20 protein-coding genes and 1 pseudogene are annotated in these 21,508 nt (G+C 33.7%); 10 read left to right on the forward strand and 11 right to left on the reverse strand.

The window, feature by feature from the left end; translation table 11 throughout:
• Window positions 1–46: 46 nt before the first annotated feature.
• The 5 genes from FQU21_RS10240 (at window position 47) to pyrF (ending at window position 5,730) form a co-directional block, all read left to right on the forward strand.
• Entirely contained in the window at window positions 47–1,225 is a 1,179-nt protein-coding gene (locus FQU21_RS10240) for an AIR synthase related protein (protein ID WP_147677915.1), read from the forward strand.
• Window positions 1,226–1,350: 125 nt separating this feature from the next.
• Window positions 1,351–2,310, forward strand: coding sequence for a DUF3078 domain-containing protein (locus FQU21_RS10245; RefSeq protein ID WP_147677916.1), 960 nt, complete (start codon window positions 1,351–1,353; stop codon window positions 2,308–2,310).
• Window positions 2,311–2,967: 657 nt separating this feature from the next.
• Window positions 2,968–3,495: a hypothetical protein gene (locus tag FQU21_RS10250; protein ID WP_147677917.1), complete on the forward strand. Its 528-nt coding sequence runs from the start codon at window positions 2,968–2,970 to the stop codon at window positions 3,493–3,495.
• A 220-nt stretch (window positions 3,496–3,715) separates the two neighbouring features.
• Complete coding sequence (prfA, locus tag FQU21_RS10255) at window positions 3,716–4,792, forward strand: peptide chain release factor 1 (protein ID WP_147677918.1); 1,077 nt, start codon at window positions 3,716–3,718, stop codon at window positions 4,790–4,792.
• A 125-nt stretch (window positions 4,793–4,917) separates the two neighbouring features.
• Window positions 4,918–5,730 carry an orotidine-5'-phosphate decarboxylase gene (gene pyrF / locus FQU21_RS10260; RefSeq protein WP_147677919.1) on the forward strand — a complete coding sequence of 271 codons (813 nt, stop codon included), beginning with the start codon at window positions 4,918–4,920 and terminating at the stop codon, window positions 5,728–5,730.
• A 123-nt stretch (window positions 5,731–5,853) separates the two neighbouring features.
• Here the strand turns inward: pyrF and FQU21_RS10265 are convergent, their stop codons facing one another.
• From FQU21_RS10265 to FQU21_RS10280, 4 genes are all read right to left on the reverse strand, one after another.
• Window positions 5,854–6,438: a LutC/YkgG family protein gene (locus FQU21_RS10265; RefSeq protein ID WP_147677920.1), complete on the reverse strand. Its 585-nt coding sequence runs from the start codon at window positions 6,436–6,438 to the stop codon at window positions 5,854–5,856.
• A 3-nt stretch (window positions 6,439–6,441) separates the two neighbouring features.
• Window positions 6,442–7,821 (reverse strand): lactate utilization protein B, encoded by a 1,380-nt coding sequence (locus FQU21_RS10270; RefSeq protein WP_147677921.1) that lies wholly within the window; start codon window positions 7,819–7,821, stop codon window positions 6,442–6,444.
• A 36-nt stretch (window positions 7,822–7,857) separates the two neighbouring features.
• Window positions 7,858–8,595, reverse strand: a complete 738-nt coding sequence (locus tag FQU21_RS10275) for a (Fe-S)-binding protein (RefSeq protein ID WP_147677922.1) — start codon at window positions 8,593–8,595, stop codon at window positions 7,858–7,860.
• A 167-nt stretch (window positions 8,596–8,762) separates the two neighbouring features.
• The gene (locus FQU21_RS10280; protein WP_147677923.1) at window positions 8,763–9,635 is read right to left on the reverse strand and encodes an AraC family transcriptional regulator; all 873 of its coding nucleotides are present in this window, start codon (window positions 9,633–9,635) and stop codon (window positions 8,763–8,765) included.
• Window positions 9,636–9,947: 312 nt separating this feature from the next.
• Here FQU21_RS10280 and trxB point away from each other — a divergent pair, with 312 nt between their 5' ends.
• Complete coding sequence (gene trxB, locus FQU21_RS10285; RefSeq protein ID WP_147677924.1) at window positions 9,948–10,898, forward strand: thioredoxin-disulfide reductase; 951 nt, start codon at window positions 9,948–9,950, stop codon at window positions 10,896–10,898.
• Window positions 10,899–11,001: 103 nt separating this feature from the next.
• On the opposite strand, the gene FQU21_RS10290 is transcribed toward trxB, so the two are convergent.
• Both FQU21_RS10290 and FQU21_RS10295 read right to left on the reverse strand, forming a co-directional pair.
• Window positions 11,002–11,778, reverse strand: a complete 777-nt coding sequence (locus tag FQU21_RS10290) for a carboxypeptidase-like regulatory domain-containing protein (protein ID WP_147677925.1) — start codon at window positions 11,776–11,778, stop codon at window positions 11,002–11,004.
• 172 nt (window positions 11,779–11,950) lie between these two features.
• Complete coding sequence (locus tag FQU21_RS10295) at window positions 11,951–13,771, reverse strand: DEAD/DEAH box helicase (protein ID WP_147677926.1); 1,821 nt, start codon at window positions 13,769–13,771, stop codon at window positions 11,951–11,953.
• 487 nt (window positions 13,772–14,258) lie between these two features.
• On the opposite strand from FQU21_RS10295, the pseudogene FQU21_RS10300 reads away from it, so the two are divergent.
• Both FQU21_RS10300 and FQU21_RS10305 read left to right on the forward strand, forming a co-directional pair.
• Window positions 14,259–14,384 (forward strand): annotated as a pseudogene (locus FQU21_RS10300) (type II toxin-antitoxin system HigB family toxin); the annotation flags it as partial.
• A 2-nt stretch (window positions 14,385–14,386) separates the two neighbouring features.
• Window positions 14,387–14,743, forward strand: a complete 357-nt coding sequence (locus tag FQU21_RS10305; protein WP_147677927.1) for a helix-turn-helix domain-containing protein — start codon at window positions 14,387–14,389, stop codon at window positions 14,741–14,743.
• A 152-nt stretch (window positions 14,744–14,895) separates the two neighbouring features.
• Here FQU21_RS10305 and FQU21_RS10310 read toward each other — a convergent pair whose 3' ends face one another.
• Both FQU21_RS10310 and FQU21_RS10315 read right to left on the reverse strand, forming a co-directional pair.
• On the reverse strand, window positions 14,896–15,561 hold the full coding sequence (locus FQU21_RS10310) for an RloB family protein (protein WP_147677928.1): 666 nt from the start codon (window positions 15,559–15,561) through the stop codon (window positions 14,896–14,898).
• A gap of 2 nt (window positions 15,562–15,563) precedes the next feature.
• A complete protein-coding gene (locus FQU21_RS10315) occupies window positions 15,564–16,940 on the reverse strand; it encodes an AAA family ATPase (protein WP_147677929.1) in 1,377 nt (458 codons plus the stop codon).
• Between the two features lie 47 nt (window positions 16,941–16,987).
• Between FQU21_RS10315 and FQU21_RS17800 the strand changes: the two genes are divergently transcribed.
• Window positions 16,988–17,119, forward strand: a complete 132-nt coding sequence (locus FQU21_RS17800; RefSeq protein WP_262712757.1) for a hypothetical protein — start codon at window positions 16,988–16,990, stop codon at window positions 17,117–17,119.
• A gap of 59 nt (window positions 17,120–17,178) precedes the next feature.
• On the opposite strand, the gene FQU21_RS10320 is transcribed toward FQU21_RS17800, so the two are convergent.
• Both FQU21_RS10320 and FQU21_RS10325 read right to left on the reverse strand, forming a co-directional pair.
• Window positions 17,179–18,411 carry a M48 family metallopeptidase gene (locus FQU21_RS10320; RefSeq protein WP_147677930.1) on the reverse strand — a complete coding sequence of 411 codons (1,233 nt, stop codon included), beginning with the start codon at window positions 18,409–18,411 and terminating at the stop codon, window positions 17,179–17,181.
• A 55-nt stretch (window positions 18,412–18,466) separates the two neighbouring features.
• The gene (locus FQU21_RS10325) at window positions 18,467–19,261 is read right to left on the reverse strand and encodes a TrmH family RNA methyltransferase (protein WP_147678121.1); all 795 of its coding nucleotides are present in this window, start codon (window positions 19,259–19,261) and stop codon (window positions 18,467–18,469) included.
• An 81-nt stretch (window positions 19,262–19,342) separates the two neighbouring features.
• Between FQU21_RS10325 and FQU21_RS10330 the strand changes: the two genes are divergently transcribed.
• Window positions 19,343–20,143 (forward strand): DUF6503 family protein, encoded by an 801-nt coding sequence (locus FQU21_RS10330; RefSeq protein ID WP_147677931.1) that lies wholly within the window; start codon window positions 19,343–19,345, stop codon window positions 20,141–20,143.
• Between the two features lie 62 nt (window positions 20,144–20,205).
• Here FQU21_RS10330 and FQU21_RS10335 read toward each other — a convergent pair whose 3' ends face one another.
• The gene (locus FQU21_RS10335; RefSeq protein WP_147677932.1) at window positions 20,206–21,507 is read right to left on the reverse strand and encodes an amidohydrolase family protein; all 1,302 of its coding nucleotides are present in this window, start codon (window positions 21,505–21,507) and stop codon (window positions 20,206–20,208) included.
• Window position 21,508: the final 1 nt, after the last annotated feature.

The following is a 21,508-nucleotide window of genomic DNA, read 5'->3' on the forward strand; positions in this document are numbered from 1 at the left end:
GGGTTTTTTTGTTTAAAAAGGTAAATTTGCAACACAATAGAATATTATGAGTCAAGAAGTTTCAAAAAGATACGCACAAAGAGGGGTTTCAGCATCGAAAGAAGATGTTCACAATGCTATTAAAAATATAGATAAAGGCTTGTTTCCAAAAGCCTTCTGTAAAATAGTTCCAGATTATTTAACTAACGATGACGAGTATTGTTTGGTAATGCATGCTGATGGTGCGGGCACCAAATCGTCTTTAGCTTATATGTACTGGAAAGAAACTGGTGATGTATCGGTTTGGAAAGGTATTGCTCAAGATGCGTTAATTATGAATATTGACGATTTATTATGTATTGGTGCTACCAATGATATTATGTTATCATCCACCATAGGTAGAAATAAAAGTTTAATTCCAGGTGAAGTCCTCTCGGCTATAATAAACGGTACAGAAGAACTTTTGGAAGATTTAAAATCCTTTGGGGTAACAATCCATTCAACAGGTGGTGAAACGGCCGATGTTGGAGATTTAGTAAGAACTATAATTGTAGATTCTACCGTAACAGCGCGAATGAAACGTAGTGATGTTATCGACAATGCCAATATAAAAGCAGGAGATGTTATTGTTGGTTTAGAAAGTTTCGGACAGGCAACTTACGAGAAATCTTATAATGGTGGCATGGGAAGCAATGGGTTAACTTCAGCAAGACACGATGTGTTTAGTAAGTATTTAGCCGAAAAATATCCCGAAAGTTTTGATGCTGCTGTTCCAGAAGAGTTAGTATATTCTGGTGGTGTAAAATTAACCGATGCTGTTAAAGATGCCCCAATAGATGCAGGTAAATTAGTATTATCGCCAACACGAACTTATGCGCCCATAATCAAGAAAATTTTATCGGAACATAAAAGCGATACCATTCATGGTATGGTGCACTGTTCGGGTGGTGCGCAAACTAAAATACTTCATTTTGTAGATCAATTTCATATTATAAAAGATAATTTGTTCCCAATTCCACCACTTTTCAAATTAATACAAGAACAATCTAAAACAGATTGGAAAGAAATGTATCAAGTGTTTAATTGTGGTCATAGAATGGAATTATATGTAGATCCTAAAGTTGCTGAAGATATAATATCTATATCAAAATCTTTTAATGTAGATGCTAAAATAATTGGTAGAGTAGAACCTTCGGAAACAAAAAAATTAACCATAAGATCTGAGTTTGGAGAATTTGAATATTAATTTAAGTTAGAAATATAAGAGATTTGAATTTAAGAAAACTTAATGTAATATATAATATATTGTTTCCTTTTTAATTGGCACAACTTTTGATGTTATAAGAAGTTTAAAAATAACCTAACATAGCCATGAAAAATTCTTTTTTAATTATTGCTTGTTTTCTTTTTCAATACACCTATGCCCAGCCAGATTCATTATTCTTAAAAGCAAAGAAACCGAAATATGAAGGGCCGCAATGGGTAAATAAAAACAAAATGACTTTCGATTTAAGTGAAGTGACTTTTGTTAATTGGAATTCGGGAGGAAGTAATTCTATTTCTGGATTGGTTGGGATTGAAACCAGCGCAAATTACAGTGATAAGTATTTTTATTGGAAAAACGATGCACGTTTAAGGTATGGTATTAATAAGCAAGAATCTAGAGAACTTCGTAAAACAGACGATATTATTCAGATAAACTCTAGTATGGGGTTTAAGCCAGATGTAAATTCTAATTGGTTTTATTCTGCTCAGTTAAATTTTAGTACACAGTTAACAAACGGGTATAAGTATCCAGATACAGACAACCCTATATCACGACTTTTAGCGCCAGGATATTTATTCTTTGGTGGAGGTATGGAATATGGTAAGGAAATTAAACGTTTGTCTTTTTATTTTTCACCACTTACCTTGAAAGCAACTTTTGTTTTAGATGAAGAGTTAGCCAATGCGGGGTCTTTCGGCGTTACACCTGCTATTTACGATTCAGAAGGTAATATCGTTAGAGAAGGTGAGCAGTTAAAAAAAGAAGTTGGTATTTTAATGACCAATAGTTACGAAATGGAATTGGCCAAGAATATAAACCTTAAAAATCAGGTTAGTATGTACTCCGATTATGTTAATAATTTTGGAAATGTAGATGTCGATTGGCGTGTAGATTTCGATTTTAAAGTAAATAGTTTTGTAAGAGCTACTTTAGGCTCGCACTTGCGTTATGATGATGATGTTAAAACTACCATAGAAACCGATATTGAAGGAGAAACCGAAGAGGCGGGAGCAAAAGTGCAATGGAAACAGTTTCTTGGCGTTGGTTTTGCCGTCGATTTTTAATATTCAAATAAAAAAGGATATATATAAAGTGTTCCATTTATTTTCTACTTTAAATCTATAAGTTGTATTAGTAACCTCCAAGATTTAAAAATTTTAACAATCTTATTTTATTTAGCTTATTTAGTTAATGGCTGTAAATTGTAGTAATATAATTACAGAATCTGTTAAAACCAAATCTACTTTAGTTTGTGTTTCTGTTCTTCTTAAAACAGACACAGTCTTTAAACCTTTTTTTAAGAAACTTTAATTAACTAGTCTGTTTTAACCTTTTTGTAAGAAATATTAATTTTTTTAATGTTTTTTCTTGCATTTTAGTTTTTTTATCAGTAAAATTATTCATTTTAATTGGTAAATCTTTAATTTTGTATGTAGATTTGATATATTATAACTGTTTCATGTATTGTAATTAAATAGTATAATAAAATTGCGCTAATCAGAAAAAAACACACTTTGTCTACTGTAACCGTTAAAAACATATTGAAATATAGAACTATAGTGGGGCTAATAGCTATGCTTTCATTTATTATAAGTTGTTTTTGTTTGTTTTATAATCGTATCAATGCTATTTACACGGTTAATTTTTTTACAGAAACTGCATATTTTATAATGTTTCTAAAATATAGGAAAACTAAGGCATGGCCAGTTCTTTTGTTTTGGATGAGTTTTTATTTAGCAGCTTTGTCTATTTGTTTTTATAAAGATATTGCCTATAGCGAAATAACAACAGGTTCAAAATTATTGGGGTATATCGCTCTTGTTATTTATATTTTTCCTAAGCAAAAAAACATAAAGTTTAAAAGGTTAGATTTTTTAGTGTATGGTCTTGTTTTTGTTGTTAATATTTATGTCGTTTATGAAGTGGTTAAAATGATATCTGGTTTTATTCCAACACCACATATGGTTGTGTTGTATTCTTTTTATGGTGTTGTTTTAATCTCTCTGTATATGTTAGCGTTTAGATACCGCCTGCTATATCATTCACGTTCTAAAGATGTCTTATTGTTAACAACCTTTTTAACAGCGGCCGAAATATTAGGCATTATAGCTTTCTTTTTGGAATATGAATTTTTATATTATTTCGAGAATTTTTTCTTTTTGTTTGGATTAGGTTTTGGCGTTACCGCTTTTATAGATGAAAATAAAAAAGGGCGACTCCATAGATTGATGAAAACAAGACGTATTTAGTTTTTATAAGTTGAATCCCGTTTTCTTGTATACAAAACGCATGGTTGTATCCTTTTATAATAGAAACAATTTCTTGCTTTTTTACAACAAACAACCATTTTTAATATTCAGAACAAACTTAAAAATGGTAGTTTATTCAAAAGAATACAGAGTTCCATAAAATGAAATCATTAAATTTTCATAAATTATCGTATTTTTGGTTTCCAATTAAAAAAGGTAGATGTTAGAGAAGTTACAAATAGTAAAACAACGTTTTGATGAGGTTAGTGATTTAATTATCCAGCCAGATATTATTTCAGATCAAAAACGTTACGTAGAGCTTAATAAAGAGTATAAAGACTTGCGGATCCTTATGGATAAACGTGAGCAATATTTAGAGTTTACAAATAATTTAGCTGAAGCTGAAGAAATAATTGCAGATGGTAGCGATGCCGAAATGGTCGATATGGCTAAAATGCAATATGATGAAGCTAAAGAAGGGATTCCAAAATTAGAAGAAGAAATAAAAGTACTTTTAATACCGAAAGACCCTGAAGATTCTAAAAATGCCGTAGTAGAATTACGAGCAGGAACTGGTGGTGATGAAGCTAGTATTTTTGCTGGAGATTTATTTAGAATGTACAGTAAGTATTGCGAAAGTAGAGGTTGGCGTGTAGATACCGTAGATTTTAGCGAAGGGACGAACGGCGGGTTCAAAGAAATCCAATTTGAAGTTTCAGGTGAAGATGTTTACGGGACTTTAAAATTTGAAGCCGGTGTGCACCGTGTGCAACGTGTACCACAAACAGAAACTCAAGGGCGTGTACATACCAGTGCTGCAACGGTTATGGTGTTTCCAGAAGCTGAAGAATTTGACGTTGAGATTAATCCGAAAGAAGTTCGAATCGATTTTTTCTGTTCGTCTGGTCCTGGTGGGCAATCTGTAAATACAACCTATTCTGCGGTACGTTTAACACACATTCCTACAGGGTTAGTGGCGCAATGTCAAGATCAGAAATCGCAACATAAAAATAAAGAAAAAGCCTTTAAAGTATTGCGTTCACGTTTGTACGAAATGGAATTGGCTAAAAAGAACGAAGCCGATGCTGCTAAACGTGGTAGTATGGTGTCTTCGGGAGATAGATCTGCGAAAATTAGGACCTACAATTACTCGCAAGGGCGTGTTACCGATCATAGAATTGGATTAACACTTTACGATTTATCAAACATTGTAAATGGCGATATTCAGAAAATTTTAGATGAATTAATGTTAGCTGAAAACACAGAGAAGTTAAAAGCGAATACAGATATTATATAGTAAAAAATTCAGCATATTCTAAACTCATAGAATATGCTGCGTTTTTTAATATCATATAAAACGTGATTTCTTGTTTTAAGGAAGTAATCACATTAAATATTTTTCTACAAGAAAATTAAAGCAGGATGACAACAAAGCAACTTATTGAGCAAATAAAAATTAAAAAATCCTTTTTATGTATAGGGTTGGATGTCGATTTAAATAAAATCCCACAACATCTTTTAAAAGAAGAAGATCCTATTTTTACTTTCAATAAAGCTATTATTGATGCCACCCATCATTTATGTGTTGCTTATAAACCAAACACGGCTTTTTATGAAGCTTATGGTATTAAAGGTTGGCAGTCTTTAGAAAAAACAATACAGTATTTAAATGAAAATTATCCTGATATTTTTACAATTGCTGATGCAAAACGTGGCGATATAGGGAACACGAGTACCATGTATGCTAAAGCTTTTTTCGAGGATTTAGCATTCGATTCTGTTACCGTTGCACCATATATGGGGAAAGATTCAGTAGAGCCTTTTTTAGCATTTAAAGATAAACATACAATAATGTTGGCTTTAACCTCTAACCAAGGCGCATTCGATTTTCAAACTAAAACCATTGAGGGTAAAGAACTATACAAACAAGTATTGGAGACTTCTAAAACTTGGCATAACTCCCAGAATTTAATGTATGTTGTTGGTGCTACAAAAGCAGAGTATTTTGCAGATATTAGAAAAATTATTCCAAATAGTTTTTTATTGGTTCCAGGTGTTGGAGCTCAAGGCGGAAACTTGCAAGACGTGTGTAAATATGGCATGAATGATAACGTCGGTTTACTTATTAACTCGTCGAGAGGAATTATTTATGCATCGGAAAACGATGATTTTGCTCAGGTAGCGGCGTTAAAAGCAGCCGAGCTTCAACAAGAAATGGAGTTTGTTTTAGGATAATTTCTCATTATAGCTTATTATGTTATAGCGCCTAAATGTTTTGTGGTAGCTGTAAATAATCATAAGAAAGAAAAGCGACTTAGAATTATTCTAAGTCGCTTTTCTTTCTTATTTAGGTGAAATCTACTTCACAAATATAGTTAAACTTAAAGCACCGTGTGCCCCAATAACCAAAGACTGTTCAATGTCGGCCGTTTTGGAAGGACCTGCAATAAATACTCCAAAACCCGAAGTGTCGCTTAGTTTTTCATAAGCTTGATGCATGTATGGTACCACGTTTTCTTTTGAAACCACAAGTACTAAATGTTTCGTTATAAACGGCAGTACGCGCAGTGGTAACTGCTTGTCGCTTACCCAAACGGCTCCATTTTCGGCTACAGCCAAGTCGCTTTCAATTATTAAAATATCAAGGTCTTCTAGGTCTTGAGATTTTTTTATAGTTGTTAAATCAAGAGTGTTAAACGCTTCCGTGCCAGCTATGGTAGAATATTTTATTTGAGCATCTGGAAATATAGTTTCTACTTTAGAAATAACAGCATCGTTAGATGTCGTTTCTAATACATTACCCCCAACAACTTCTACTTTCTTAATAAATTCTGCCATAACATTTAATCCGGCATCAAATATAGAAGCATCAATGTTTGGAAGCGTTAAGAGTTCTGGTTTATTGGCGTTAATTCTATTTAATATATGGTCTCTACTGCTCATTACTTAGTCGTTTTTGGTTTTGTTAGCTTCTCTGTTTTTGTACCAATCGTCAAAACTTTCTTTTGGTCCTAGTGGTAAATCTCTGGCTTTCCCCCAAGCATTTGGTTTGGAGTTAATCATGGATTTTGGTAAAGATCTAAGCGACCAACGCGCTATTTTTCCAACGGTTTCAAATTGAGAAGGTTTGGCAAAAATACTACCCATAATCTCCATCGATTTCTTTTTAATAAAAGGCTGTGGCGTTTCTTTAGTAATAATTTGGCGCCATTTATAAAGTTGTGCATGAATGTCTATTTTCACAGGACACACATCCGAACAAGATCCGCAAAGGGTTGAAGCAAAAGGTAATGTGCTATATTGTTTTAAATCTTTCCCTGGTGATAAAATAGAACCAATAGGGCCTGGAATTGTGGCATCATAGCTATGCCCACCACTACGGCGGTAAATTGGGCAGGTATTCATACAAGCACCACAACGAATACAATGTAATGACGCTCTAAAATCTGGGCGGCTTAATTGTTCCGATCGGCCATTGTCAACAATAATAATATGCATTTTTTTACCATCGGCTGGTTTTTTAAAATGCGATGAATAGGTGGTTACTGGTTGTCCTGTAGCCGAACGGGCCAACAACCTTAAAAACACCCCTAAATGTTCTTGTCTCGGGATAATTTTTTCTACACCCATACAAGCAATGTGCACAGGCGCTAAATGCGCACCCATATCTGCATTCCCTTCATTGGTACACACTACAAAGCCGCCAGTTTCTGCAATGGCGAAATTTACGCCTGTAAGTGCTGCATCGGCTTCTATAAATTTTTGTCTTAAATGTTTTCTGGCTTCTCCAGTTAAATATTGTGGATCGCCATCGCAAGGTTTTGTTCCTAAATGTTCTTGGAATAATTCATCAACCTCATGTCTATTTTTATGTATCGCCGGCAGTACAATATGACTTGGCGGTTCTTTTGCTAATTGCACAATACGCTCACCTAAGTCGGTATCAATAACTTCCAAACCTTCGGCTTCTAAGTAAGGATTTAGATGGCATTCTTCCGTTAGCATCGACTTACTTTTTACTATTTTTTTAGCGTTATTTTCTTGTAATATTTTTAAAACAATTTGATTGTGTTCTTCTGCATTTGCAGCCCAATGCACTTCAACGCCATTTTTATTAGCATTGGCTTCAAATTCTTTTAAATACACATCTAAATTAGAAAGCATGTGCGCTTTTATGCCGTGGCCAAGATTACGGAGTTCCTCCCAGTTTTTTACCTCATGGACAGATTTATCTCTTTTGTGGCGTACAAACCAAAGGGCTTTATCGTGCCAATCGACTTTTTTTTCGTCTTTATTAAATATGCTAGCTAGTTGGGAATGACTCATAATATCTTGTTTTATGAAACGTTTTGGCAGTTAAAATTAAAGGGAGCTGTTTAAAATTTCGGCGATATGCAGGATTTTTAAAGGTTGCTTGTTTCTGTTAACCAAACCTTCTAAGTGCATCAGACAAGAGGTATCAGTGGCTGTTATAACTTCCACGCCGCTTTCTAAATGGTCTTTAATTTTATCTTTTCCCATTTTTACAGAAACAGCCTCTTCGGTAACAGCAAATGTACCACCAAAACCGCAGCATTCATCGCCTCTTTTTATTGGCATTATTTCTACGCCTTTTACTTCTGTTAACAATTCTTCGATGTATGAAAATTTAGGTCCAACAACTTCAGAACAAGATCCTAAACGTAAGCCTCTTAGTCCATGGCAGCTTTTGTGTACACCAACCTTGTGTGGGAATGATGCTCCTAAATCTTTTACTTTTAATATATTTAATATGAAATCGCACAATTCGTAAACATTAGTTCTAACTTTAGTAACTTCTTCAGTTTGTGGAATAATATCGTAATGTTTTTTTACATGGTAGGCACAACTTCCAGAAGGAGTTACAATGTAATCGAAATCTTTAAAATTATTTACAAAATTGTGGCAAGCGCCTTCGCCTTCGTATTCGTAACCCGAATTAGCCATGGGTTGCCCACAACAGGTTTGTCCAGAAGGATAAACAACATCTACTTTTAGTTTTTCTAAAAGTTCTATCGTGGCCTTGCCGACTTGTGGATAGAGTTGATTGATGTAACAAGGAATAAATAAACCTACTTTCATAAAATATTTAATTTAGATAACTTTTGGCGTTTTAATTATGGCTTATGCGGCCTTTTTAATTGCGCTGCACAAAATTAATAGGAAAAAAGATGTTAGTCTTCCTAAATTTTGATAGTACATAATACTTTTTTTGCTTTTTATGCTTGTTGTTTGCTTAATTAGCAAATTTAATCATATTTAGTTTTGTGTTTTTCTAGGTATTCTGTTGGCGTATATTTCATAACCAATTTAAACTGCCGGTTAAAGTTTGATATGTTATTAAAACCAGATTCGTAACAGATTTTTGAAATATTGAATCGGTTTTCTAAAAGGAGTTTACAAGCATAACCAATGCGAATTTCGGTAACATATCTAGAAAATGTTTTTTTGTTTACGCGTTTAAAATACCGGCTAAAAGCCGATGGATTCATGTGTGCTACTTCTGCGGCTTTGTTTAATGTGATGTTTTTGTCGAAATTTTTAAAAATATAGGCTTGTACATTGTCTTGGGTGTTACTCTTAGCTGTTTTAAATGAATTTATAAAGCCTTGACTGGATAATTGTTTTGTGTTTTTATGCTTTGCTAAAACATGAAGTATATTTAAAAATGCAATAGTTTTTTCAAAACCTTCTAAGTCGAGCATGTTTTTAATATCGTCAATTAGTTTTTTATTAATATTTAAAAATTTAAGCCCATAATTAGCACGTTTAAATAACTCCAAAATATGAATCATTTCAGGAGTTTCAAAAAATTTAGATCCTAAATAATCTTCTTTAAAATGAATAGCAATAGCTTTTGTGGTTTGTTCGGAGGTTTGTTTAAAATACCCTTCATCGTTTTGCCACATATGCGGTAAGTTTTTACCAATTAAAACAACATCACCAAAGCTAAATTTTTCAACGCTATCGCCTATAAAACAGGTGCCTTCACTTTTTAAAACAACCACAAGTTCCAGCTCCGGATGATAGTGCCATATCTTTAAAAAATAGGGGTATTCATTAATTTTTGTGGTAAACGAACTGTTGGTTAAGTTGCTACGGTCTAAACGGTGTAATTTCATTATTAGAGCATAAATGATGATATATAAACCTAAAATAACAACAAATGGATGTATTAAGCAAAAATAATATTAAAAATCTGTAATGTTGATTAAAGTGATTGGATACACGTAATGTTTGTCTTAAATATTATTATGGAAGCTTTACTTGTTTGTAAAATATTTTTTACGATTTGTTTGTTTTACTTTATATAAAATCGAGTTATAATATTATAAAAACTGTTGATAACTTCTATGTAAGGATTCAATCAAAAATTCTACTTTTGTTAAACCAATTTCGTAGTTAAATTGGTTTTAATTAAAAATTTAATAATGATGTCTGATACAATAGAAAAAGTAAAATGCTTAATTATAGGGTCGGGACCTGCAGGTTATACTGCAGCAATTTATGCGGCTAGAGCCAACATGAGTCCTGTGCTATATCAAGGGATACAACCAGGCGGACAATTAACAACCACCAATGAGGTTGAGAATTTTCCTGGATATCCAGAAGGTATTACTGGACCAGAAATGATGATGGAATTGCAAAAACAAGCCGAGCGTTTTGATACAGATGTGCGTGATGGCTGGATAACGAAGGTTGATTTTTCTGGCGATGTGCATAAAGTTTGGGTGAATGATACTAAAGAAATTCACTGCGATACGGTTATTATTTCAACAGGAGCTTCGGCTAAATATTTAGGTATCGAGTCTGAACAAAAATATTTAAAACTTGGTGGAGGTGTTTCTGCTTGTGCGGTTTGTGATGGCTTTTTCTACAGAAACCATGAGGTGGTTATCGTTGGAGCAGGGGATTCTGCTTGCGAGGAAGCGCACTACTTATCTAAGCTTTGTAAAAAAGTAACCATGTTGGTAAGACGTGATGAGTTTAGAGCTTCTAAAATTATGGCTGCTCGTGTGAAAAACACAGAAAATATTGAAATATTATTCAACACAGAAACCGAAGAAGTTTTAGGAGATGGACAAGTAGTAACTGGTGTTCGTGTTGTGAATAATAAAACCAAGGAAACAAAAGATATTGCTGCAACAGGATTTTTTGTAGCTATTGGGCATAAACCTAATACAGATATTTTTAAAGACTATATCGATATGGACGAAACGGGATACATTAAAAATGTACCCGGTCGTGCTTTAACAAATGTAGATGGTGTATTTGTTTGTGGCGATGCTGCCGATCATGTATATCGTCAGGCTGTTACAGCGGCAGGCACAGGTTGTATGGCAGCTTTAGATGCTGAACGTTATTTAGCAGCAAAAGAGGCTTAAAACAAAATAATCTTTGTGTTTAAAACAAAAAAAGACGGCTTTTCTAAGTCGTCTTTTTTGTTTTTATTTGAAATGTTAACGCGCTTTATCTTAAGAGTCGTTGTTAAATTTTCCCAGTACGTCCTCTGCTTAATAGTTTATAACCTTCGTAACATTCACTAATAGCATCTAGAATTTGTAAATCGTTTGCTTTTTGTATAAAACCTTTAGAATAATCACATTGGCTAACAATTTCATCCAAATCTACACGATCTACTTGCAGTAAAACCAAGAGCATTTCTCTATCAAATTTTCCGGCTAGAAGATTTCTAATTTCATCATCTTCTTTCATCTTTTTAAGCTTTCTAAGCTCGTTGCCTTTCTTTCCAAACATTCGGTTTAAAAAATCGGCAGGATTAAATATTGAACCAATAACCTTGGTTAGTCCAGATTTATTACTCGCTTCGTAACCCGTGCCTTCCAATCCAGAAATACTATATCTATAATTACTGTTTATGGTAGGGACTTGTTTAATATCAACTTCTAAAAATCCGGTTAGTTTTAATTGGCTCACTACAACTTCTTCCAGAGCTAAGGCTAATTCTGTTAATTCTATATTAGAGCTGCCATATTTTAACCAGTCGTTGGTAACTCTAACTTTTATGGATTTAAAACCTAAATAAGAAAAATGTAAAGTATCGTTTGCTTTTGCAGCAATTGTAAATTCACCGTTGTCGTTAGTTGTTGCTCCAATAACTTGGTTTAAGTTTACAATATTTACACCTTCTAAAGTAGCATCGTTTGATGCATTTATAACTACTCCAACCACTTTACTAGCTTCTTGAGCTAAAGCAATAGTCGAGCATGCTAAAAAGAAAAAAAGTAAGATGTAGTTTTTCATATTTAATATATTCAAAATCAAAAATACTAAACAAATCACCAAAAACGGGGGTTCTTATTTATTTTTGACTAAAAATTAACAATTAAATAGTCATCAAAAAGAATGCCTTAATCAAGTAGTTAAGGCATTTTTTTGTGTTTATATTATATTTAGATAACGATTAAATTGAAAGTTAGCGTCTAGAACGTCTTGGTCGAGAAAAATTTCCACCACTAGAATCAGAATCCGAACGTCTTGGTTTAGAACCACTATCACTACCTCGTCTGCGGTCGCTTCTGTTACCAGAACCACCTCTTCTATCATCACTGCGTCTTCCGCCACCACGTTTGTCGTCGCGTCTTCCGCCACCGCCACGTCTATCGTTACGTCTTCCACCACCGCGGTTTTCAGAGACTTCAACATTTACAAAACGCCCTTCGTGCTTAAAGTCTGTAAAGTGCGCTAAAACCTTTTCTTTAGTTTCGTTTTCAGTATTAAAGAAAGAGAAACTATCTTTTACTTCCACTTTAAACACATCATCTCTACCAAGTTGTAATTGGTCTTTTAAGAAATCTTTCAATTTCATCCAATCGAAACCATCTTTTTCACCAACATTAATAAAGTATCTCGTCGAGTTAGAGTTTCCTCCAAAAGCACGACCACCTTCGCGTCCGCCATCTCTAGAGCCTTCAGCTACGTTTAAGTTTTTAGATTTTTGGTAATAGTTAAAGAAACGTGTAAATTCTACAGAGAAAAATTTCTTAATTAATTCCTCTTTGCTTGTTTCTTCAAACATTTCATTAATACTTGTTAGGTATTGATCAATTTCATGATTAACCTCCGTATTATGAATTTTATTAGCTAACGACATTAACTGTACTTCGCAAATTTCCATCCCATCAGGAATGTCTTTCTTTTCGAATTCGCGCTTAATAATGCGTTCAATACTTTTTATTTTTCGAACCTCACTTTTCGAAACAATAACCATAGAAACTCCAGTTTTTCCAGCACGTCCGGTACGTCCAGAACGGTGGGTGTAGGTTTCAATTTCGTCTGGTAATTGGTAGTTTATCACGTGAGTAATATCGTCTACATCAATACCACGAGCCGCAACATCGGTTGCAACAAGCATTTGTATTTGGTTTTTTCTAAACGATTGCATCACCAAATCCCGTTGGTTTTGACTTAAATCACCGTGTAAAGCACCAGCGCTATACCCGTCTTCAATTAAGTTTTCGGCTACTTTTTGAGTATCGCGTTTTGTTCTACAAAATACGACCGAAAAAATATCAGGATTGGCATCTGCCAAACGTTTTAGCGCTTGGTAACGATCTCTAGAATTTACTAAATAATATTCGTGCGATACATTACTTGTACTTTCATTTTTATTTCCAACCGTAATTTCTTGCGGGTTGTCCATAAATTTTTTCGCAATTCGTGCCACCTCTCTAGGCATCGTTGCAGAAAATAACCAAGTGCTTTTGTCTTCTGGAGTATGCGATAAAATATCGGTAATATCCTCTTTAAAGCCCATGTTTAACATCTCATCGGCCTCATCTAAAACCGAATATTGAATTTTAGAAATATCAACCAATCTACGGCTAATCATATCTTTCATTCTACCCGGTGTTGCCACAATAATTTGTGCACCACGTTTTACCTCACGTGCTTGGTCTGTAATGCTAGAACCACCATAAATGGCTACTACATTTAGACCTTTACAATACTTGCCGTATTGTTTCATTTCGTTGGTAATTTGTAAACAAAGCTCACGCGTTGGGCTTAAAATTAAACCTTGCGTGGTGCGGCTGTTTACGTCAATTTTCTCCAACATAGGGAAACCAAACGCCGCCGTTTTTCCTGTTCCGGTTTGGGCCAGTGCCACTAAATCGGTTTCAGAATTTAATAAAATTGGGATTGCTTTTTCTTGAACTTCACTAGGCTTTTCAAATCCTAAATCGGTAATTGCATGCAATAGGTCGTCATTAAGACCTAATTCTTGGAATGTGCTCATTCTTGTATAAGTATTCGATTTTGTTATGTGGTGTTACATAAGAAAGCGAATCGACATACTTAACCTTAAACTTCCAGTAACACATCCTCACTCTGAGGAATATAAACCCATTTTTCTGAGTTTCAAGCTGCAAAGGTAATCAAATTTTTGGATATTCAATTTTTTGGGCGTTTTAACACGCTTTCCGCTGTATCTTTTTTGTAATTAAACCTATTGCTTTTTTAGAGATATTTTAACCGTTTTTATAATTAGTAACTGTTTTAAAATAACTGGCCTTTAACAAAAAAGGATGCCGCTGCAATCGTTAACGCGGGTTTGGGCTGGGGTGGAAGGTTTTGTTATTGTGTTTTTAATTGGCTTAGTTATCAGGTTTTTACGAAATTGATATATGGTCAAATAATAAAATAATTACCGTTTTGGTAACTTTTTTGTTATATTTCAAAATGAAAATCTATTATTGAACTAAAAGCAGATTTTCTAAGTGCCAGTATTTATCAATAAAGGCAACAATTATCGGTTAATTGTAAAATTCAATTTTGAATACCAAATATGCTGGATTAGGTTTATAGGGACTCACGCAGAATACGATAAAATAGACGCAAATACTATCTAATTATGAAAATTACACCCATTAGAAACGATAAAGATTATCAAAATGCACTCAACAGACTTGAAGATATTTTTGATGCTAAAAAAGGAACGGACGACGGCGACGAATTAGAAATTCTCTCCATTTTAATAGACCGTTACGAAAATGAGACGTTTCCTATCGGGATGCCAGACCCCATTGAGGCTATAAAATTCCGAATGGAACAAATGGGAATGAAACAAAAAGATTTGGCAGAAGTTGTTGGGTTTAAAAGTAGAGTGAGCGAAATTTTAAGTAAAAAACGTAAACTAACTTTAGGAATGATAAGAAAACTGAACACAACACTTCATATTCCAACGGAAGTTTTGGTTCAGGATTATTGATTGAGGGTGTCTTTGTTTGAGGGTAATAAGTATGGTATTTGTAAATTTTAGGTTTTTAGACACCATCTTGAATACATATTTTTATATTTCGAGCTTGACTTTTAATTAAACAAAAGCTTTCTGTTTTTTTAGATTTCATTGTATGATTAAGCTTATCCCTTTAGGAGCTTTTCAATTAATTTGTATACATGTGAACCTAGTTTTTTGGGATATGACTCTTTATAATTGTCTAGGTTTTTGGCTCTTTCAATGGCTAGTTTGGTTCGAGGTAGATATATTTCAGGATTAGGTTTTTTATTATAACCTCTACCTTGTAATTCGCCAAGGACTATATCAATGTGGTTTTTCTTGCTAGTTATTTTTAAATTTTCAAACAGCTTAGTTTTTTCAACATTGTTATACTCAGAAATATCTTTTAAGTGCATTATTAGCCAAATTTCAAAGCAAGGATTACTCATAGCTAAGAAGAAATTATTTTCTTTTTTGCAATCAGCTACTAATTTGTCAAAGTCTATTTTATGTATAGTTTCCCAATGGTCTCTATCTATAATAAGCCAAAACTCATCTGTTTTCTTAAATTGAAAATCTAATTTAGCTTTTTTGAGTAATTTTTTAACACTTAAGGGGTCTGTTCCTGAGTTTTCTTCTTTTTTTAATGGGACAATTTCAATTAAACCTGAGTCATTAAAAAATCTAGATTCTCGAAAGTCATTAAAATATTTCTTTTCACTTACAGTTCCTTCATAGGATAAAACGAATAACTTTTCAGCATCCAAAAAACCTCCTTTTCTTATTAATGGTATTGGTTCTCTTGGCATACTTAATTTAATTGAGGGATAACTGTTAAGTTTTCTCGGTTTCCAAATTTAGGAACACCTCTATATCTACCTAAAAGATAGTCTCGTCTCACTTCTTTGTCAAATCTAATACTGTAATCCTCTAATGAATGTAATCTACTTGCTCCCATGTTATCTTTAACAACAAACCAAATTTCATCTTTTCGTAGCAATTTTTGAGTCAAAAGTGTTGATTCGTGGCTGGCAACAATAAACTGACTATTAACATCGTTGCATTTAGAGAGGAAGAAGTCAAATAAGTCGTATATTAAATTAGGGTGTAAACTTCTTTCCATTTCGTCAATTACAAAGACATTATCCCCTTTGAAAAAATCAATTATTAGTGGGATTAAATCCATGATTCTTCTAGTACCATCTGATTCATCTCTTAAATCGAATAGTTCATAACCACCTCCTTCAATTTTATGTTTTGTTTTCAAAAGTTGAGCCCTTAACGTTCTGTCTTTAAGTATAGAAATAACATAGTATTTATCATCTTGTATATTAGAAATAAAAGCATTAGTTTTTTCTGATTTATCTCCCAGTAAATCATTTTCGATATCTTTTAAGATTTCACTTGGAATATCAATTTTCTCAATATCTACTTCTTTAAATTCTATTCCATCAATACCTGTGTCAAAATACCCAAGCATTTCAGTAAATACTTTGTTTAAATCCGTGTCTTCTAGTAGTTCAAACTTTTTGCCTACATTTTTAGAATTCGGATAAATAACTGTCAATGCATTTTGAAACCAATCTATAACATTGATAAGGTCGTCAATATTTGAAACATTTTCCTTTACTTTTCGTGTTCTTATTTCAGATAAAAAAAGTTGGTTTTTTTGAGTTCCTTTTGCTGTGAATTCTAAAAATTGTTTTTCTTCGTTTTTTTTGTTTTTGCTAAGTATTGCGTCTAGGTCAAATTCTTTTGATCTATTTTTATCTCTTGTGAAAATCTTTTTTTCAGATTTTTTAGATATTTCAAAAAGCCATTCTTCTATTATTTCCTTAGAATTGAAAACAAATCCATAAGCATAATTTTTGTTCTTATGTTGAATCTCGTATTCAATTCTAGAGTTTTGTTTTAATAGCGATTTATCTAATTTGAAGCTGCTAAACTTTATAGGTTGCTCTGCCTTGTTTCCTTTTAAAATCAACTCTTTTCCAAACTCGATAGCTTTAATTAAATTCGATTTTCCAGATGCATTTGCACCATAAACTACTGCTGTTTTAAGAGCCGAAGTTCCTTTTATAGATTTAGATTTATGGTGTGATTTTAGAGTTCCCCTCCCAGGGATAAGTGAAAAAACTTCTCTGTCTTTAAATGATAAAAAATTCTCAACTGTAAATCTTATTAGCATAATTTTTATTGTTATTGATGCAAATGTAGTGAAAAAATCACATTTTGATGATTTTTAAGAGATTAGATTACCAACAGATATCAAACCATTTCAATACCCAATCTCAAACGAAAGTAGCTAAAAACTTTCATAAAACAACAACAAACCCAAACGAAAATCCATCAATACGACCAACTTAACCCAACCAATATTATGTGATTTCTCCTAAGGTCGAAATGACAAAAAAAAAAGAAGTGGTTTACTTTCTTAAATTTCCAATACGCTGTAGAAGTGTAGGGTGCGAGTAATGCATAAAAACATAAGCTTTATGCGGTGTTAAATTACTTAAGCTATTTTTAGAAAGCTTTTTTAACGAGCTAATTAAAGGTTCCGCTTTATAGGTGTTTTTAGCGTAATCATCGGCTTGGTATTCAAAGGCTCTCGAAAACATGTTCATGATTAAACCGGTAATTTCCGAAATAGGAGCGTAGAGCATACCGAAAGCAATTAATCCAATATGGAAACTTGGAATTTGCACACCCAAAGCTTGTGATAGCATGGGATTAGAAATAAAAAGTGATAATATAAAAAGCGTTAATCCGGTTAGTAAAATAGACATAACCAAATTAAAAATAATATGTTTCTTTTTGTAGTGGCCAACTTCGTGGGCAAGTACGGCAACAATTTCTTCTTCGTCTAAATCGTTAATTAAGGTATCGTAAAGGGTTACGCGTTTTTCACTTCCAAAACCAGAAAAATAGGCATTGGCTTTTGTGCTGCGTTTAGAGCCATCGATTACAAATATTTTATCGAGTTTAAAACCCACGGTATTGGCATACGCCGATATTTTATCGCGTAAACTTCCAGCTTCCAACGGACTTTGCTTATTAAAAAGAGGAACAATAAGTTTGGCGTAAAACATATTCATAAACAAACTAAAAACTGCGACCAAGGTCCAAGCATACAACCAAAAGCTGTCGCCTGTAACTTGATAAAACCAAATAATTAAAGCGAGAATACCACCGCCCACAATACCCATCATAAACCAACCTTTTAGTTTATCTAAAACAAAAGTTTTAAGCGTGGTTTTATTAAATCCGAATTGCTCTTCAATAACAAAAGTGCTGTAATAAGAAAAAGGCGTGGTTAAAATATCGCTGCCAATCATAATTATTCCGAAGAAAATTAAGGCAATTCCTATAGGGTTTTCGGTGTAGCTTCGGGCTATATTATCTACAAATTCAAAACCATCGAACCATAAAAAGCCTAAAGTTAAAAGCACCGAAAAAGTAGAAGTAAGTACCCCGAATTTATAATTCGTTGCTTTGTATTGTTGCGATTTTTTATATTCCGCCGAATCATAAACATCTTGTAATTCTTCAGGAAGAGCATCATTAAAGTGTTTCGCATTTAAAGCATCCAAAATTTGGTCTACTATAAAATTGATGATAATTATGGCGATTATAATATAAAAAAGAAGCGTTGCGGTCATGTTGTATATTTGCTTTCAAGTCTAATAAATAGCTTGTTATTTTTGTAAAGTCGTTTTATTTAAAACCCCGTTGGCGTTTGGCTTCAAAAATAAGAATACCTGCAGCCACAGAAACATTCATAGAATCTATTTCGCCTTGCATAGGGATGATAATATTTTGAGTGGAATTTACACGCCATTCATCACTTAAACCTGTTGCTTCGGTACCCACGACGATAGCTGTGGCTTGGGTGAAATTTTGTTCGTGATAGGGGATTGCCGATTGTAAAATAGCACAATAAATAGAAATGTTTTTAGCTTTTAGAAATTCTATAATTTCGCTAGTTGTTCCAGTGGCCACGTGGTTTGTAAATACACAACCTACGCTGGAACGAATAATATTGGGGTTGTATAAATCTGTTTTTGGGTTGGCAATAATTACGGCATCCACGTTAGCCGCATCGGCCGTGCGCAGAATGGCGCCAATATTTCCCGGCTTTTCTGGGGCTTCAGCAACTAGAATTAACGGGTGTTCGGTTTTAAATTCTAAATTGTTAATGCTGTGGTTTTTCGGTTTGGCAACCGCAAGAATACCTTCCGTAGTTCCTCGGTAAGCTAGTTTTTCGTAAACTTCTTTAGAAAGTTTTATCAAGCTTTCGTTACCCGTGGCAAATTGGTTTAATTGATGTTCCGGAAATAATTCCGAATAAAATAAAATAGTATCTATTTGGTAACCGCCTTTTAGAGCGAGTGCTATTTCTCGAATCCCTTCAATTAAAAAAAATCCCGATTTTTTACGTTCACGAGATTTATCTTTTAATTGGACGAGCTGTTTTATATAGGCATTTTGGGTGCTGGTAATTTCTTTCATCATAATTGTTAACAAAAATAATTTAAATATTGTAATTACAAGTTGTTAATTCCGACTTCATGGTAAATTAAAAAATTTACCATGAAACATATTCTATTTTTATTGATTACTATTTCAATTTTTTCTTGTAAAAACGACCCGAAAAATCAGGTTGCAGAACCCGTAACTTCAGCCGTTGAAAAACAAGTAGCAAACACAAAAAGCTATCCGGAAGCTTTAGTGAAAGTTTTTGATGCTCACGGCGGTTTAGATTTGTGGAACAGCATGCAATCTTTAACATACACGCAGCCAAAAGAAACAGGTAACGATGTCACCATCACAAATTTAAAAAATAGAAAAATTTTAATCGATATGCCAAACCACGCTATTGGGTATAATGGTAAAGATGTTTGGTTACAAAATAAAGGGGAAGCGCAGTATAAAGGAAAGCCAAAGTTTTTCTATAATTTAATGTTTTACTTTTATAGTATGCCTTTTATTTTGGCGGACGATGGTATTAATTACGGAGAAGCTGCTCCATTGGAGTTTGAAGGTGTAAGTTATCCTGGAATTAAAATATCTTATAATGATGGAGTAGGGGAATCATCGGGCGATGAGTATGTGTTGTATTATAATCCTGAAACGTATAAAATGGCATGGTTAGGCTATACGGTAACCTTCTTTTCAAAAGAAAAAAGTAAGGATTTACATTTTAGACGCTATCAAAATTGGCAAAACGTAAACGGTTTATTGTTGCCAAAAACCATGGCTGGTTATAATGCAGAAAACAATGTGCCAACCACCATGAAAAACGAAAGTGAATTTATAAATGTAAAATTATCTACCGAAAAACCAGATTCTACTTTGTTTGAAGTTCCAGAAGGTGTTACGGTTGTAGAATAAAAAATATATTTTAAACCTAATAATAAAAAAGCAAGCTGAGAAGCTTGCTTTTTTTATTGGTATTAATTGGCTTGATACTTTTCGGAATAACGTTTCCATAATTCGGTTTGGTGTGTTTCCAAACTTATTAATCGGCCATCGATATAGGCATGCGAAATAATATTGGTACGCATATCTAAGGCGTCGCCCTCACTGATAAATAGGGTAGCACTTTTACCGGTTTCTAATGAACCATAACGGTCATCGATACCTAATATTTCTGCTGGATTTATTGTGATTAATTGTAAGGCTTGTGCTTTAGTTAAGCCATGAGCTACCGTAGTTCCTGCATAAAAAGGAAGGTTTCTAGAGTTCATACGTTCCATTTGTCCATTGGCTTGTAATGCCACTTTTATACCTTTATCTACTAATAATTTTGCTGTTTTGTATGGTAAATCGTAATCATCGTCGGTTTGGTTTGGTCGTGAGTGTACTCTATTTAAAACAACAGGCACCTGGTTTGCTTTTAATAAGTCGGTAACCTTATAAGCCTCTTGACCTCCAACAATCACCATATGACTCACCTTATTCTTTTTTGAAAAATTAACGGCATCAATAATGCCTTTTTCGTCATTTACATTAATGTATAGTTTTTTAGAACCATCAAAAAGGCCTTCTAAGGACTCATAAGGTAAATTGGTGATCGACGGATTGGCTTTAGAATAGGCTTTAGCGTTATTAAAGTAATCTTCAATTTCTTTAATTTGGTTGGCATAAGCTTTATTCATTTTTAAACCCGGATCTTCACCCAACCAACTGCGTCCTCTTGAAAAATTATTTGGCCAATTTATATGGATGCCATCATCAACTTTTACGGCAGCATCTTCCCAGTTCCAGGCATCAAATTGCACGACAGACGAGGTGCCTGAAATACGACCACCTTGCGGTGTGATTTGTCCCAATAAAACACCATTGGGTCTCATGGATTCTACCACTTTCGATTCGGTATTATAAGCAATTAAACTTCTAATGTTTGGATTCCATGTCCCCATTTCGGAGTCGTCTTTACTTGCTTTTACAGCATCAATTTCAACTAAACCTAAAGTAGAATTTGCAATAATAAACCCAGGATAAATGTGTTTGCCTGTTGCATTAATTACCGTGCCCATGCGGGCAATTCTCATATTGGCACTTCCAACGAAAGTGATTTTGCCTCCATCAAACATAATAAGGGCATTTTCAATTACCTCACCGTTTCCTAAATGGGCTGTGGCACCTTCAATAGAAATGGCTTGGGTTTGTGCTTTGGCTGGTGTTTGTTGCGCATGTATTGATCCAAAAACGATAAGGCACGCGACTGTTATATATATCTTGAAATATTTCATT

Source organism: Algibacter pacificus (assembly GCF_008033385.1).
Classification (GTDB): Bacteria; Bacteroidota; Bacteroidia; order Flavobacteriales; family Flavobacteriaceae; genus Algibacter; species Algibacter pacificus.